Source organism: Edaphocola aurantiacus, assembly GCF_019797745.1.
GTDB lineage: Bacteria > Bacteroidota > Bacteroidia > Chitinophagales > Chitinophagaceae > Edaphocola > Edaphocola aurantiacus.
Genome location: NZ_VOSI01000001.1, coordinates 1,056,681 through 1,071,683, shown reverse-complemented (window position 1 = coordinate 1,071,683; position 15,003 = coordinate 1,056,681). Strand labels below are relative to the sequence as shown.

The following is a 15,003-nucleotide window of genomic DNA, read 5'->3' as shown; positions in this document are numbered from 1 at the left end:
GCTTACAGGGTCACTGTAAGCGCTTTGTACGTCGTTATGGGTAATATTAATATATAGCGGTATAAGCTGTATTATATTCGTTGAAACTAACTTTATCCCAAGAGAATCCGTTGTCATCACTTCTGTAAACACCTTTAGAGGTCGCAATATACAGGAAGTTAACTCTGTTCCCGTCTTTATACACATTGTATTTTGCGGTAATACCGGAAATCTTCGTACCGATGTCTAAACCTGTATTGGCTTTTACAAAAGAGGAAGAGGTATTGGCGAAGTATACATCATTTTCTGTCGCTACAGCCAGTGTGCCAGAAGCACCGGAAGCTGCACCTACAAATTTTTCAGTGCCGGATGTAGGCAGTGAACCCACGCCAAATTTAGTCCAGTTTACTCCTTCGTTAAGGCTGTACCAGGCACCACCAAAGCCATTATAATCTACAATGAACAGGTCCGTATTGTTAGAGGTCAGGAAGTAAGCAGATGCTGAAGGAAATACACCTTCCACTACTACAGCATTCCAGTTGTCATCAACATTATCTCTGCGGTACAGTACGTTGTAATCGTCATTGAAGGCAAATACAGCATTGTTCAGCAATTGTGCAAAACTGGTGATCATTACATTCGGAGAAGTATTGGCCTGCCATTTCTTATCTTCTTTCCAGGTAATACCTCCATCCTCGGAATAAGCTACGCCATTACCGATTTTAGAAGCCATATAAGTGCGTTTATGTGCCGGGCAGTCAAACACCCAGTAGCGCCATGGTTTCGGATTAAAGTCTAAGTAAGTAGATGGATTAAAATTCTTTCCGTTGTTATCGCTATAGAAAATTCTGGATTTCAGCATAATCACATTCGAACCTGCAGCAGAAACCATTGAGGCGGCATAGCCATCCGGTGGAAACATGCTGTTGAAGGTACGTCCGTCATTGGTCTTTACCAGCCAGCCTTCATCTGTAGATGCAATAACTGTATGAGGGGTAAGGATAACCGTATCATTATCTTTTCCAATATTACTTACCTTCTGGCAGCCTTGCAGTGCAGAGAATGCTAACAGTCCGGCAATAATTTTGGATTTCATGAATCTAATGGGCATACGTTTAAATTTTGCTCAAGATGCTAAAAAAATATGGGAATAGCAAGCAAGATAAGGAAAAAATATATACTTTCTGCAGGCCTCCCTTGAAATTATTATGGGGAATTAAATTCCCATCAGTTCCATGATCTTTTCCAGTTCTTCATCACTGTAAAATTCAATAGTGATGCTTCCCTTGCCGGTCTTTTTACGATCCAGCTGTACCTTGGCGGAAAAGTGACTGGCCATGTTGTCTTCGATGCGCTTATAGGCCGGAGGTAATTTGTTTCCGTCCTTAGGTGCAGCCGCAGGTTTGCGTTCCTGCTGCATCGCTTTTACCATAGCTTCTACCTGACGTACAGAAAGACCTTTCGTCATGGCTTCGCGATAGACATACAGCTGCTCATCTACATTTTCCAATGCAATAATAGAGCGGGCATGTCCCATACTGAGCGAACCGTCCCGAACTGCTTTCTGGATATCCGGAGGCAGCTTCAGCAAACGCAGGTAGTTGGCTACCGTACTACGTTCTTTCTTCATGCGTTCTGCTACCTGTTCCTGTGTCAGGGTGCATTCTTCCATCAGTCGCTTATAGCTCAGGGCTATCTCAATGGCATTCAGGTTTTCCCTTTGCAGGTTTTCCAGCAGCGCCATTTCCAGCAGTTCCTGATCATTCGCTTCGCGGATATATGCAGGGATGTCTTTAAGGCCGGCCATTTTGGAGGCTCTCCATCTGCGTTCTCCGGAGATGAGCTGATAGTCGCCGTTGGCCAGTTTTACCACCGTTACCGGTTGTATGATATCGTGCAGTTTTATACTTTCTGAGAGCTCTCGCAAAGCAACTTCATCGAAGTCGTATCTTGGTTGCTTGGGATTGACCTTGATCTGATCGACCGGGATGCGGCCGATATTCACGGGAGTTCTCTTTACTGCACTATTATCTGTCAATCCTGCATCGCTGGACTTCAGTTCTTCATCAATATTATTCAGCAGCGCCCTGATGCCTTTGCCTAAGGCCTGCTTCTTATTGTTGTTGCTTGGGGGCATATTATGCATTTATATTACTTTCAGAATTTTTAATCTTGGTCAGGTTATTCTTTTGCAGAATCTCTTTGGCCAGGTTCAGGTAATTGATCGCACCGGTACTTTCGGTGTCATACATCAATACCGGCTTACCAAAGCTAGGCGCTTCTCCCAGTTTGGTATTACGGTGAATAATTGTTTTGAATACCAGTTCTTCGAAGTGATTTTTAATCTCTTCTACAACCTGGTTGCTCAGGCGCAAACGGCCATCATACATCGTCATTAAGATACCTTCGATCTGCAGAGCAGGGTTTAATCTTGTCTGTACGATCTTGATGGTGTTCAGGAGTTTGCCTAAACCCTCCAGGGCGAAAAACTCGCACTGTACCGGAATGATTACGGCATCAGCAGCAGTAAGTGCGTTCACGGTAATCAGACCTAAAGATGGGGAACAGTCGATGATGATAAAGTCAAACTCCTGATGCAGTTCCGCAATGGCCTGCTTCAGGATGTGCTCCCTGTTAGGGTGATTAATCAGTTCGATCTCGGCGCCCACCAGGTCCAGGTGAGAAGGCAGTACATACAGGTTTGGTGTTTCTGTTTCCAGCATGATCTGCCTGATCGGCATTTCATTCACCAGACAGTCGTATAAACTGACTTGTATATTTCTCAGGTCAAATCCGTTGCCGGAAGTGCTATTGGCCTGTGGATCTGCGTCAATAAGCAATGTTTTGTATTCCAAAACCGCAAGGCTGGCCGCAAGATTAATGGCAGTAGTGGTTTTGCCGACTCCCCCTTTCTGATTGGCAATAGCTAATACTTTAGTCATACGTTGTACAATTTCTTTAAATAGTCTTGTTCTATTGTGTCTTCCGGCTTATTTGACCGTAATGGTTTCTCCGATTTTTGGCAGGAGTAATGTTGCTCCGGATGCCTGGAATGCAGCTTGTGCAGCATCCTTGTCAATCACGATATACCCGAAGGTATCATAGTGTACGCCCACGATCTGTTTACAACCGATCATTTCTGCGGCGATCACAGCATCATCCACATCCATAGTGAAATTACCTCCGATAGGCATAATCGCAAAATCAGGGCTGCCGTATTTTGGAATCATGGTAAATTCTGCAGTAAGGCTGGTATCTCCGGTATAGTAAAAGCTACCTTCCTGGGTTTTGATCAGGAAGCCGCCCGGATTACCTCCATAGCTGCCATCGGGAAGGGCACTGCTGTGTGCTGCGGGTACAAAATGAACTTTACCGAAATCAAATGTTTTGGTACCGAAATTCATCGGATGTACTTTTTCGTAGCCTTGCTTGGTTACCCAGTCGATGATCTCGAAGTTGGATACCACAGTGGCCTGCGTTTGCTTTGCCAGCGCGATCAGGTCTGCAACGTGATCTCCATGACCGTGTGATACAAAAATGTAATCTGCTTTTATCGCAGCCATATCCACCTCTTTAGCCAGGGAGTTAGGAGTGATAAAAGGATCAAACAGGATAGTCGTATCGCCAAAGTTCACAGAAAAGCACGCGTGTCCGAAAAAAGTAAAGTTCATTGGTCTTACGGAGGTTTTTATGGTCCGTAACCTACAAAAATAACATCTTAATGTCAATTTTGAATGAATTGTTTTGTGTTTCTGTCAGCGGGTATCTGAAAGCTTGTGCTGACGCAGGGTGTGCACAAAATAAGCACTTACCTGCTCCAGTTCGTAGTGCCTGCGGATGAGCTGAAATGCCTGTTCGCCCATTTCAGTTACCATATTTATATTATTTAAAAGGCTAATGCAATGTGTCGCAAATGCCGGAGCAGTGTCCGCTACGAGGACTTCTTTGCCATCGGTGGCCGCTTCAATACCCTGCAGTCCTACAGCAGTCGTGATCACAGCCTTGCCGCGGGCCATTGATTGCAGTATTTTTACCCTTATGCCCCCTCCGGAATGGATGGGTACGATCAGGATATTTTTATCTTGTTCAAATGCCCTGGCATCAGCCACTTCGCCCGCCACAGTAACACCAGGCCAGTGGCCGGTGGTAAAGGATTCCGGCATATTGCGGCCGGCAAGGTGTAAATGTGCCTGGGGTACTTGCTGCAATACAATAGGCCATACCTGTTCCAGGAACCATAATATGCCTTCCTGGTTCGGTTGCCAGTCCATTGCCCCGATATGATAAAGGCTCAGGGCGATATTGTTTACCTCATCTTTATTGATCTGGGCAGCAGGTAAGGCAAATGGCACCGTTACAATAGGAATGGTACAGCCTGCCTGGTGATAATGTGCCGCATCAACAGGAGAAATAGCAGCGATGAGATCGTAATCGTTTTTATGTTTTAATTCATATTTTTTTAAGGCTGTGGCCAGCTGATGCAAGTACCATCTTTTTGCCGGATTTCCGGTTGTCCGGGCCAGACGCTCCCATATTTCAAACTCTACATTATGCTGGCGATAGCAAATTGTGGCCTTGCTGTGTTTGCGGATCAGGGGTACATAGGGCGTAACAAATAAGCCTTCCAGCAGTACCACATCAAAGGTTTGCTCCTGCAGTATCCTGGTCAGTGCAGCTGCAAATGCAGCATTGATAAACCGGGCTATGTTATACGATTTACCCCTGAGCAGATGTGTCAGTGCTGCGACCGGCTTAATACGATTATCTACGTTGACAGTAATAACCTGTTTTAATTGGTTGAACAATGCAGGGAATTGCTGTTCCGCAACCCGGTGGCGGGTTGTATTCATCGATAACAGACTTACTTCTGCACCTTGCAGCAGTAAGCCTTCCAGCATATTATTAACCGCGAGATTACCCCCGTCATTCAGAGGGTAGGGAATGCGGTTTGTCAGTACTAAGATGCTCATTTTTCAGCCTCCGGTTTTGGAAGGATGATGGTAAAAGATGAGCCATGGTTGGGCTCACTCTCACAAATGATTTTGCCTTCATGCAAATCCATTATGGCTTTTACATAATTAAGCCCGATGCCGAATCCTTTTACGTTATGTACATTACCTGTAGATACGCGGTAGAAACGCTCAAATATGTGCCGGACATTACTTCTGTCAATGCCGATACCATTATCAGAGATGGTAAGACTTACCTGTTTGGGCTGGTCTTTAAGAATGACAGATATTTTCGGACTCACTTCTTCAGGGGTGTATTTGATGGCATTGTCGATAAGGTTACTCAGTGCAATGCTCATATGTTCTATATCAATGTTCAGCATCACAGGCTGCTCGCCCAGATCGGCGAGTACCATGCCCTGCCGGCTTTCCAGTTTGGTATGATACATCGAAATCACGTCTGTAATGATAGGACGTATATCGGTCATCTTTTTGTTTAGTTCCAGCTCCCTTTTCTGCCCAAGAGACATTTGCAATACGCGCTCTACCTGCATTTCAAGCCTTTTGGCTTCAGACTCGATAATGGTTGCATAATTGAGCAGACGCCCCGGATTCTGAATAATAGTAGGTTTTTTCAATACAGATGAGGCGAGTTGTATGCTGGCCAGCGGCGTTTTAAACTCATGTGTCATGTTCTTCACAAAGTCCTTCTGCATTTGGCTCAGACGCTTCTGGTTCAGGATCACATATACGATATAAGCCATAAACAGCAATACGCCTACCAGGAAGACAGAGGAGATCATCCAGAAGGTAAGCTGAGACGCGAGATAGTCTTTGCGGGTAGGGAAGTATACCACAAAGTAGTAGTTCTCGATTTTTGTTTTGGGAATGTCCACGAAGTCTGTTGGACGGGCAGTACGATTGCTCAGGTTAATGAAGCGCTTGTACTCCATATCATTATTCATACAATCATGCAGGCCATATACAAAATCTGTATAGAGATCATTGGTCGTAAAGGACTCTTTCAGGAAATGCTCCAGGATCTCCTGCTCTATATGTTCATTGATCTTTACAAAATAATAATCTGAGGATACGCGGGTCACGACATTGTACATCGCAGCCTGGGATTGTTTGTACTCCCATACTTTCACCGCTACATCCCTCAGTGCAATATTTACATTGAGGTCAAATTTTTTGTTCTCAAATACATATGCCCTGCGTACCCAATATACCTGGGTAATCACGATCCCCACGGTACAGAGGGATGCCAGGATAAATATTAATCTTAAATTTTTCATTTTTTCACTTCCTTTATTCGGTCCGGGTTACTGGCAATGAAATCTGCCCAGCCTTTAACTACTTTCTTTTTAGCGGTAATACGGGCAACAGTCTCTCCTCCGCGGGACTGGTAATGATGGCATAGTGCTACCGCTACAGCATCCGTTGCATCAAGATAATCCGGGTTAGCCTCAAATTTCAGGATATGCTGCAGCATTTTCCAGACCTGCTCTTTAGAGGCATTACCGTTGCCGGTTACTGATTGCTTTATTTTTTTGGGTGCATATTCTACCGTGCGGCTACCATGTGCCATGGCTGCTGCAATCGCTACTCCCTGGGCCCTGCCCAGTTTCAGCATACTTTGTACATTCTTTCCGTAAAACGGAGCCTCCAGTGCTACGGCAATCGGTTGGTGTCTTTGCACAAGGGCGCTTACCCGCTCAAAAATATAGTTAAGCCGGTCACCATGATCTTTATGTTTGGAAAGGTGCAATACGCCCATTTCCAGCAGAGAAATTGTATTTTTGTCAACCGATATTACACCATAACCCATTACGAGTGTCCCGGGATCTATTCCTATAATGACCAAACTTGTGGATTTAAACGATTTAGATGGCTGAAGAAGCCTTAGCCATTGCCAATTTATGAACAAAACTACCAAAAAAATATGGCTCCGTTATATTTTCACACCGGCGCTGCTTGTTTTATTATTGTTTCTTATATATAGGCAACTGACCCTGAGAGGAGACCTCGCAAAACAGTGGGCCGCCCTGCGCGGACAATTGAATGGGCGCACGCTAAAATGGTTCCTGCTGGTACTGCTGCTGGCCCCCCTCAACTGGACCCTGGAGGCGTTAAAATGGCGTAAGCTTTTATCCCGCATCAATCCACTTCCTTTTTACAGGGCTTACCTGTCCATGCTTACCGGAATGGCCTTTTCGCTGGTTACGCCCAATAGGGTAGGAGACTTTGCCGGCCGCATTATGCATGTTCCTGACCGCTATAAATTAAAGGCTGCCCTGGCCAGTATGATAGGCAGTATTGCGCAGATGTGTATTACGGCGAGCTTTGGCATCATAGGGCTGATCTATTATAATATTCACTTTGGGAACAAGGCCAGTTTAATCGCGCTGATTGCAGCCGTATTTATTGCCGTGCTGATCCTGGTGCTGTACCTTAAGGTTGGCAGGCTCTCTTCCTGGTCTACCCGTAACCGTACACTCCGAAAGGTGAATGTGGCCCTTCGTGTATTGAAGTCTTACCAGAAAAAAGACCTCTTGTATATTCTTAGTTTAGCGCTGGGGCGATTCCTCATATATAATCTTCAGTTTTTATTACTTGTAAATATCCTGGGTGCCGGAGTGCCCTGGGTGCCTGGTTTTATGATGTCGGGGCTTATGTTCTGGACCTTGGCTGTTGTACCCTCTATTGCCATGCTGGAGCTGGGCGTGCGCGGCTATACCGGTATATTCCTGTTTGTACAGACAGGGCTGACCACAGCAAGTCTGGCTATACTGGGTGGTTCTTATCTTTTATGGGTAATCAATATGGTGTTGCCTGCAGTATTTGGCAGCCTGGCTATACTGGCCATCCGGCGAAAATAAAATGGTATAAGTTTTTGTGATATAGGTGTTTTAGTATATATTTGGCTTTACTGCTAAAATGGAGTACCTTTGCAGACTTATTTTTAAAATAACCCTCAAAACACACACATATCCTGTAAGATATGAAGCTATCACAGTTTAAATTTGACATGCCGATCGAGCTGATCGCGCAAAACCCTGCTAAAGAGAGAGATCAAAGCCGCCTGATGGTGATTCACCGCGATACCGGCAAGATCGAACACAAAGTTTTCAAAGACGTTTTAAATTATTTCGAGGACAAAGATGTGATGGTGGTGAACAACACTAAAGTGTTCCCTGCACGTCTGTACGGAAAAAAAGAAAAGACCGGCGCTAAGATTGAAGTATTCCTGCTGAGAGAGTTGCACAAAGCAAACCGCTTATGGGATGTAATCGTTGACCCGGCCCGTAAAATCCGCGTAGGTAATAAACTGTATTTCGGAGATAATGATGAATTGGTAGCAGAAGTAATTGATAACACTACTTCCCGTGGCCGTACGATCCGTTTCCTTTTTGACGGTGATGATGCTGCCTTTAAACAAGTTCTGGACAGTATGGGCGAAACCCCGCTGCCTAAGCTGTTTAAGCGCAAGCCAGAGGAAGAAGATAAAGAGCGCTACCAGACGGTATATGCCAAGTATGAAGGTGCTGTAGCAGCGCCGACTGCTGGTCTGCACTTCAGCCGTGAGCTGATCAAACGCCTGGAGATTGAAGGGGTGAAATTTGCAGAAATTACACTGCATACAGGCTTAGGTACTTTCAGACCAATTGAGGTTGAAGACCTGAGCAAACATAAAATGGATGCAGAATATTTCCGTGTAGATGAGTATGCCTGTAGTATCGTAAACAAAGCACTGGAGCAGAAAAAACGCATCTGTGCTGTAGGTACTACTACTATGCGCGCCTTGGAAAGCTCCGTTACCGCACAGGGTTTTCTGAAGCCGGAAGAAGGCTGGACAAACCTGTTCATTCATCCGCCGCATGAATTCTCTATTGCAAATTCACTGATCACAAACTTTCACCTGCCTAAAACCAGCTTGCTGATTATGGCCTGTGCATTTGGTGGTTATGACCTGGCAATGGAAGCATATCATACTGCAATCAAAGAAAAATACAATTTCTTCAGCTACGGAGATGCAATGCTGATCCTGTAGTAAAGACATTATACCATTATTATAGAAGTCCTCAATAGTCTTATTGAGGACTTTTTTATATAAAATATGGTTTTAATGTGTTGTTGTCCTAAAAATGTTCTATATTTGCCGTCTATTTTTCACCAAAAGGAGGTATTAAAGCATGCTAATTATCGATTCTAAGGATTGCGAGAATATTGACAAAGCGCTCAAAAAGTATAAGAAGAAATTTGAGAAGTCTCGTACGTTGAACCAACTGCGCAGACGCCAGTCTTTCACTAAACCATCTATCCAAAAGAGAGAGGAAGTACTGAAAGCCGCATATCGTCAGCAAATTCTTGCTGGAAAAGTGGAATTATAATTTTCCCTTTTCTCGAAAAAGGCACTTAAACGGGCTAACTGATTCAGTTAGCCCGTTTTTTTGTTATAAATTAGTCAAAGCCTGAAAACATTATGGCTTAATGTGTATTTTTATATCGCAGAACTAACCCTGATGGCTGATATGGTATCCCAACTCATTGATCAATTTGAACGATATCTGCGCTTTGAAAAACGCGTCTCTGACCGTACGCTTATTGCGTATAAGGGTGATCTGGATCAATTTTCTACTTATTTAACGGAGGTATATGAGATCGGCGATATTGCTGATGTAAAACCCATACATGTTCGTTCCTGGCTGGTGTCGCTAAGGGAAAAAGATGCGCATAAGGAACGCTCTATGCAGCGTAAGATTTCTGCTCTTAAATCCTGGTATAAGTTTTTACTGAAACGGCAGCATGTTGCCGTGGATCCCCTGGTGCAAATCAAGGCGCCAAAAGCACCTAAGCGCATTCCGGTTTTCCTGGAACAGGAGCAAAGTGAAAAATTGTTTGCCGAAACGGAGTTTGAAGATAGCTTTAAGGGCCGTACGGACCAGCTGATTATGGAGTTGCTGTACCAGACGGGTATACGCCGTGCAGAGCTGATTGGCCTGCAGGAAGCGGATATAGATCTGTATCGGAAACAGATTGTGGTGATGGGGAAAAGAAGTAAAGAGCGTGCTATTCCTATAGGTGCTCAGCTGGCAGATCTGATCCGAAAATATATGCAGGAAAAAAAAGAAAGAGCTTCTGTTGAAAACAAATTTTTATTAACTTTAGACTCAGGAAAGCCACTATACGATAATTATGTTTACCGGAGGGTAAAAGAGTATATCGGTAGTGACATCACTACACTTTCGAAACGTAGTCCGCACGTGATGAGGCACACATTTGCTACCCAGCTGATGAATAACGGTGCCGGAATCAGCGCAATAAAAGAACTTTTAGGGCATAGTAGTTTGGCTGCCACCCAAGTCTATACCCATAGTAATATTGAACATTTAAAGAAAATCTATCAAAAGGCACATCCCAAAGCAAGTAAAGACGACTAAGAGCCCGTTTGGGTGCTCTTTAAATTGAATTATTTTAACCTAATTAAATTTTTTACTTATGAACGTTCAAATTCAAACTGTCCATTTCGACGCAGACACAAAACTCATTGATCACATTGAGAAGAAAGTGGAAAAGTTTAAAACGTTTCACGATCGTATCGTTGATGTAGAGGTCACGCTAATCCTCGAACATGTAAATGAAAAGATTAACGATAAGGTGGTACATATTAAAGTCAATATTCCTAAAACCTCATTGTTCGCCAAACATGAGTCGAAGATATTCGAAGAGTCTTTTGAATCTGCATTCGATTCTGTGGTAAGCCAGATAAAAAAACACAAGGAGAAGTTAACGGCTTAACTTCCATATAAAATATATTATATTCCAGGGGCTGCATCAACGCAGCCCTTTTTGTTTCTGTATAAAAGCAAACGCCCATCTGTATAAACAGACGGGCGTTGCATTTCACCTAAAAACAAAAAAACAATACTCTTAACAAACTATCGAGATAGTCATCAAGAACTATTGATATTAGTATAAACTCGAATTGGGTTTGTTTTGTTATATCAATAATGATAAAAAATAGTTAATATGGAAAGTCATTGATTTACAGTATGCTGTTTCGGTATCATATAAATGAGCGGTGTTTTGACTATTTTATTATAGGTTTGCAGCAAACAGATTTCAAACAGATCATATGCGTATTATAGCTACATTTTTACTTGCATTGTGTTCGGTATGTTGCTGGGGCCAGCAACAGGATACCAGTCATATCCGGATCAGCCTGCTGACCGCCGGTACGGGTACAGAACTCTACAGTATGTTCGGGCATTCGGGTGTACGGGTAATTGATAGTGTACGTAATACAGATGAAGTATATAATTATGGCCTGTTCAATTTCAGTGATCCTGATTTCTATACCAAGTTTACCCGTGGTAAGCTTTTATACTTTGTAGGAAAAGAAGACTTCAATAGTTTTATGAGTATCTACCAGGAAGAGAACCGGAATGTGATGGAGGAATTGCTGGACCTTCCGATGGAGGATAAATACAGGATACTGCATTACCTGACAGAGAATCTGAAACCGGAAAAACGCTCCTATAAGTACGATTTTCTGTACGACAATTGTGCAACCCGTATACGGGACATTTTTCCCCGCAACCTTGATACCAGCTTCCACTTTGGCCCTGTGCTGAATGCAAAAAAAGTAACCTTTCGTGCCATACTGAATGACTATCTTAAAACAGCGCACTGGTCTCGCCTGGGTATCAATATATTGCTGGCCAGCCGTATCGATAAAGAGATGACAGATGAGGAGGCTATGTTCCTGCCGGATATGCTGTTTGCCGGCATGAAAAGATCTACTTACCATCAGCGGGTTATTGTCTCCGATATCAGAACCTTGAATAAGGGGGCAGATAAACTGAAGGTTGGTCCCAACCAGCCTTTATGGGTGATGATGGGCGTACTGCTGGTAACGCTCCTTATATTTTTTGTAAAGCCTTTACGGGTACTGAAAGCTGTCTGGACATTTGGCCTGTTACTCATATCCGGACTATTGGGTTGCTTCCTGCTGTTTATGTGGTTTGGAACAGATCATAACTCCTGTGGCAATAACTACAACCTTCTGTGGGCTTTCCCGCTTAATCTTATTGCAGCATTTACCGTATTTCGTCCGCGCAAGTGGCATGTACCTTATGGTTTACTGGTAGTAGGTTTGTTACTGATCGCTTTATTGGTTCATGCAATTGGCCTGCAGGTAATGCCGCTTATCGAAATACTGCCATTCCTGATCAGCCTGTTGTATAGCTACATGTTTATATACAAAAGAGCGCTGGCTTTGCGTACAGCTTAATGCGATATATATTTTACAATTCCCTTACATTTCGAATTGTACTTTTGTAAAATTATAATATATAGTATGAAAGCAGAAAAGAAGGCATCATTACTGATTGTAGAAGATGAAGAGAGCTTAAGAGAAGCATTAAAACTGAACCTGGAACTGGAAGAGTACGAAGTGACTACAGCCGTATCGGGAACAGCTGCTATAAAAGCGGTAAAGCAAGAATATTTTGACCTGATTATACTGGATATAATGCTGCCGGAAATGGACGGGATTACCGTATGTGAAAATATCAGGATTCAGAATAATGATGTACCCATCTTATTTTTATCTGCACGTAATACCAGTAATGACCGTATCGAAGGACTGAAGAAAGGTGGGGACGATTACATGACCAAACCTTTTGACCTGGAAGAGCTATTGATCCGGGTAGAAAAGCTGATCAGTAAAAATAAAAAACTGAAAGAGCGCAGCTACATACCAGATACCTATAGTTTCGGGAAATGTAAAATTGATTTTACGGCCCAGGTTGGTAAAGATAAAGACGGCAAGAACATTGAGCTGAGCAAGAAAGAAGTAGCACTGCTGAAATTACTTATCGAGCACAAAAATGAAGTAGTGAGCCGTGAGCATATTCTTCAGGCAGTATGGGGCTATAATGTGTACCCGACTACCCGTACTATTGACAACTTCATCCTCAATTTCCGGAAATACTTTGAGAAAGATAGCCGTAACCCTAAACACTTCCATTCTGTGCGTGGTGTAGGATATAAATTTACAGAGTAATTTTTTTAGAATAAGTATTGGTATTCGGTTTGAATTGTATTACTTTTAGGCATTCAAACGTAATCGTAACATGAAAAGAATTCTTGTAGCATTTGGTATTTCAGGTTTAGCACTGGCTTCTTGTAATCCGGATAAAGATATGGTAGAAGCTGTAGTAGTAGACACAGGCGATATCACCTCTACCGGTTGCGGATACTTGCTGAGACTGAATGACAGTGCTTTATTGAAGCCGATAGATCTACCATCTGCTTATCATCACAACGGACTCCAGGTGAAAATCAAATATAACTTTACAGGTACAAAAACTACCTGCGATTACGGTCCTAAAGTATATGAACTGGTAACGATTTCCAGAGTGAAAAGGAATAAATAATTAAATGCATATAAATAGCAAAGCGGCTCCTGAACGGGGGCCGCTTTGCTATTTATATGCTATTGGGAGGTGGATCTTTTAAGAATCACAATATCCTTTGTCTCCCGGACGATTATCCAGCCGGGATCTTTCTTACAGGTCTCAATCAGCTCCAGGTATGCAGAGGCATCTTTCATGGGCCAGGCATCATGCTCATGCTTGAGTAGGGCCATGTAAGCAGCATCATTCACCACCGGGAAATGATACAGTTTCAACCGGTTTGCAATATGCGGGGCTAAGCTGGTAGAGCTGGAGGCAGGTACATCTGCCGGAATCAGTGATAGTGCTTGGTATACCTCTTGGTTATTGACATAAGGACGATAATGTGCCGGCTGGTATATACGTACCAGTTCCGGAAAATACCATTTGGAGATCCTGCTGTCCAGCAGTCTTACCGTTGTACCGGCCGTCAATATAAGAGAAAGGTAGAGGATGGTAGGTTTACGGTCTTTTTTACTACTGAAGAAGCTTATGGTTGCCGCACAAAGCACCGGGATATATTCTATTGAATACTGTAAGTTGGTGCCCCAGAATGCAAAATTATTGGACAGCATCTTCTGTGCAATAACAGGGATCAGCATAATCAGGAAAGCAGGACGGAGCAGGATAAATACCCCTCCGGATAACAGCAGCGCAAGGTAGAACTCCGTTTTGATGTTGTCGTAGAGTGGATCGCCCAGAGGATTGGTAAATAATAGTTTTATGCTCTGTACAGGATGAGTAAGCAGATTACGCACAATCTCAGCAGCAGTACTGCCTAAATGCGTATAGCGAGAAAATTGCAGATTATGTTCATGGCCTTGTAATGAAGGCATCACATACAGAATGATAAATAGCGCATATATAATGCTGCCCAGGTTCATGGGAATATATATACGTATTAGTTGTCTCCTGGTCCAGGAAGATCGGAAATTCAGGAGCAGGCCGGTTATAATAAAAGGATACCATAAGGCCATTGTTTCCTGGGTCATCAGGAAGAGTATACTCACCAGCAGCAAGCGTACCGTTTTGCCTTGCAGAAAATAATAGATAATCCAGGGCACAAACATGGCACCCACTACATTATTATGAAAATCGAAAGCTAGAGCAGAGAAAATACCCCATGTGATAAGAAACTGCAGCAGTATGAGCATGGATACTTTATGGCGGCTGCCCGATAAGTGCAGTGCCACCTTATAGATGCCATACGCCCCGGATAATACACTGATGATCTGTATCAGCAGGAAGGAATAGGAACCTGCCAGGCAATATACCGGAATATATAACAGGGTAATGGGAGAGAAGTGAGTAGACAAAAAAGGAAAGGTCTCTCCGCCCGGATCTAAAGTATAGAGTGCGCTATGTCCATGACTGTATGCATACAAGGCCTGATTGAACATGCCCAGGTCTAGTGCCGCTGTTCTGAAATTATAATGGTTGACAAATGATATAAGCCCGTATATAATAAAGAACACAAGCATGACCAGTAAAAGCTGTTTACGCTGCTTCAGTGCATCAGGGGTAGTTAGCGGCATGGATAAGCAAATAATTTAGGGCAAAAATAGGCTTCCGTTTATATATATCCTAAAGCATTGGGTTCTATACAATAATAA

The 15,003-nt window shown here is 43.3% G+C and carries 16 protein-coding genes; 8 read left to right on the top strand and 8 right to left on the bottom strand.

The features are described from left to right. Positions 1-46 precede the first annotated feature (46 nt). From FTD44_RS04645 to ruvC, 7 genes are all read right to left on the bottom strand, one after another. Positions 47-1,090: a beta propeller repeat protein gene (locus FTD44_RS04645; protein ID WP_222165364.1), complete on the bottom strand. Its 1,044-nt coding sequence runs from the start codon at positions 1,088-1,090 to the stop codon at positions 47-49. Positions 1,091-1,195: 105 nt separating this feature from the next. Next, a complete protein-coding gene (locus FTD44_RS04640; protein ID WP_129022152.1) occupies positions 1,196-2,116 on the bottom strand; it encodes a ParB/RepB/Spo0J family partition protein in 921 nt (306 codons plus the stop codon). Position 2,117: 1 nt separating this feature from the next. Next, positions 2,118-2,921, bottom strand: a complete 804-nt coding sequence (locus tag FTD44_RS04635) for a ParA family protein (RefSeq protein WP_129022153.1) — start codon at positions 2,919-2,921, stop codon at positions 2,118-2,120. A 48-nt stretch (positions 2,922-2,969) separates the two neighbouring features. Then, positions 2,970-3,650 (bottom strand): metal-dependent hydrolase, encoded by a 681-nt coding sequence (locus FTD44_RS04630; protein ID WP_222165363.1) that lies wholly within the window; start codon positions 3,648-3,650, stop codon positions 2,970-2,972. Between the two features lie 84 nt (positions 3,651-3,734). After that, positions 3,735-4,949 carry a glycosyltransferase family 4 protein gene (locus FTD44_RS04625; RefSeq protein ID WP_222165362.1) on the bottom strand — a complete coding sequence of 405 codons (1,215 nt, stop codon included), beginning with the start codon at positions 4,947-4,949 and terminating at the stop codon, positions 3,735-3,737. After that, positions 4,946-6,226 (bottom strand): sensor histidine kinase, encoded by a 1,281-nt coding sequence (locus FTD44_RS04620; protein ID WP_222165361.1) that lies wholly within the window; start codon positions 6,224-6,226, stop codon positions 4,946-4,948. The genes FTD44_RS04625 and FTD44_RS04620 overlap by 4 nt, the downstream gene beginning before the upstream one ends. Continuing rightward, positions 6,223-6,795 (bottom strand): crossover junction endodeoxyribonuclease RuvC, encoded by a 573-nt coding sequence (ruvC, locus tag FTD44_RS04615; protein ID WP_246625327.1) that lies wholly within the window; start codon positions 6,793-6,795, stop codon positions 6,223-6,225. The genes FTD44_RS04620 and ruvC overlap by 4 nt, the downstream gene beginning before the upstream one ends. A 55-nt stretch (positions 6,796-6,850) precedes the next feature. Between ruvC and FTD44_RS04610 the strand changes: the two genes are divergently transcribed. The 8 genes from FTD44_RS04610 (at position 6,851) to FTD44_RS04575 (ending at position 13,372) form a co-directional block, all read left to right on the top strand. Next, on the top strand, positions 6,851-7,810 hold the full coding sequence (locus FTD44_RS04610; protein WP_222165360.1) for a lysylphosphatidylglycerol synthase domain-containing protein: 960 nt from the start codon (positions 6,851-6,853) through the stop codon (positions 7,808-7,810). Between the two features lie 122 nt (positions 7,811-7,932). Next, positions 7,933-8,982: a tRNA preQ1(34) S-adenosylmethionine ribosyltransferase-isomerase QueA gene (gene queA / locus FTD44_RS04605; RefSeq protein WP_129022158.1), complete on the top strand. Its 1,050-nt coding sequence runs from the start codon at positions 7,933-7,935 to the stop codon at positions 8,980-8,982. A gap of 142 nt (positions 8,983-9,124) precedes the next feature. Next, positions 9,125-9,322, top strand: coding sequence for a 30S ribosomal protein S21 (rpsU, locus tag FTD44_RS04600; RefSeq protein WP_129022159.1), 198 nt, complete (start codon positions 9,125-9,127; stop codon positions 9,320-9,322). Positions 9,323-9,424: 102 nt separating this feature from the next. Beyond that, positions 9,425-10,372, top strand: a complete 948-nt coding sequence (locus FTD44_RS04595; protein WP_222165359.1) for a tyrosine-type recombinase/integrase — start codon at positions 9,425-9,427, stop codon at positions 10,370-10,372. 58 nt (positions 10,373-10,430) lie between these two features. Next, positions 10,431-10,730 carry a ribosome hibernation-promoting factor, HPF/YfiA family gene (hpf, locus tag FTD44_RS04590; protein WP_129022160.1) on the top strand — a complete coding sequence of 100 codons (300 nt, stop codon included), beginning with the start codon at positions 10,431-10,433 and terminating at the stop codon, positions 10,728-10,730. Between the two features lie 337 nt (positions 10,731-11,067). Further along, a complete protein-coding gene (locus FTD44_RS04585; RefSeq protein ID WP_222165358.1) occupies positions 11,068-12,225 on the top strand; it encodes a lipoprotein N-acyltransferase Lnb domain-containing protein in 1,158 nt (385 codons plus the stop codon). A gap of 66 nt (positions 12,226-12,291) precedes the next feature. Further along, complete coding sequence (locus FTD44_RS04580; RefSeq protein ID WP_129022162.1) at positions 12,292-12,999, top strand: response regulator transcription factor; 708 nt, start codon at positions 12,292-12,294, stop codon at positions 12,997-12,999. A gap of 70 nt (positions 13,000-13,069) precedes the next feature. Continuing rightward, entirely contained in the window at positions 13,070-13,372 is a 303-nt protein-coding gene (locus tag FTD44_RS04575; RefSeq protein WP_222165357.1) for a hypothetical protein, read from the top strand. 59 nt (positions 13,373-13,431) lie between these two features. On the opposite strand, the gene FTD44_RS04570 is transcribed toward FTD44_RS04575, so the two are convergent. After that, the gene (locus FTD44_RS04570; protein ID WP_222165356.1) at positions 13,432-14,925 is read right to left on the bottom strand and encodes a DUF2079 domain-containing protein; all 1,494 of its coding nucleotides are present in this window, start codon (positions 14,923-14,925) and stop codon (positions 13,432-13,434) included. Positions 14,926-15,003: the final 78 nt, after the last annotated feature.

Bases quoted from the DNA above. Each gene is read 5' to 3' on its own strand.
- FTD44_RS04625 (WP_222165362.1), bottom strand. From the start codon at position 4,949: ATGAGCATCTTAGTACTGACAAACCGCATTCCCTACCCTCTGAATGAC.
- FTD44_RS04635 (WP_129022153.1), bottom strand. From the start codon at position 2,921: ATGACTAAAGTATTAGCTATTGCCAATCAGAAAGGGGGAGTCGGCAAA.
- FTD44_RS04645 (WP_222165364.1), bottom strand. From the start codon at position 1,090: ATGCCCATTAGATTCATGAAATCCAAAATTATTGCCGGACTGTTAGCA.
- rpsU (WP_129022159.1), top strand. From the start codon at position 9,125: ATGCTAATTATCGATTCTAAGGATTGCGAGAATATTGACAAAGCGCTC.
- hpf (WP_129022160.1), top strand. From the start codon at position 10,431: ATGAACGTTCAAATTCAAACTGTCCATTTCGACGCAGACACAAAACTC.
- FTD44_RS04630 (WP_222165363.1), bottom strand. From the start codon at position 3,650: ATGAACTTTACTTTTTTCGGACACGCGTGCTTTTCTGTGAACTTTGGC.
- FTD44_RS04580 (WP_129022162.1), top strand. From the start codon at position 12,292: ATGAAAGCAGAAAAGAAGGCATCATTACTGATTGTAGAAGATGAAGAG.
- FTD44_RS04640 (WP_129022152.1), bottom strand. From the start codon at position 2,116: ATGCCCCCAAGCAACAACAATAAGAAGCAGGCCTTAGGCAAAGGCATC.
- FTD44_RS04585 (WP_222165358.1), top strand. From the start codon at position 11,068: ATGCGTATTATAGCTACATTTTTACTTGCATTGTGTTCGGTATGTTGC.
- queA (WP_129022158.1), top strand. From the start codon at position 7,933: ATGAAGCTATCACAGTTTAAATTTGACATGCCGATCGAGCTGATCGCG.
- FTD44_RS04620 (WP_222165361.1), bottom strand. From the start codon at position 6,226: ATGAAAAATTTAAGATTAATATTTATCCTGGCATCCCTCTGTACCGTG.
- FTD44_RS04610 (WP_222165360.1), top strand. From the start codon at position 6,851: ATGAACAAAACTACCAAAAAAATATGGCTCCGTTATATTTTCACACCG.
- FTD44_RS04575 (WP_222165357.1), top strand. From the start codon at position 13,070: ATGAAAAGAATTCTTGTAGCATTTGGTATTTCAGGTTTAGCACTGGCT.
- FTD44_RS04570 (WP_222165356.1), bottom strand. From the start codon at position 14,925: ATGCCGCTAACTACCCCTGATGCACTGAAGCAGCGTAAACAGCTTTTA.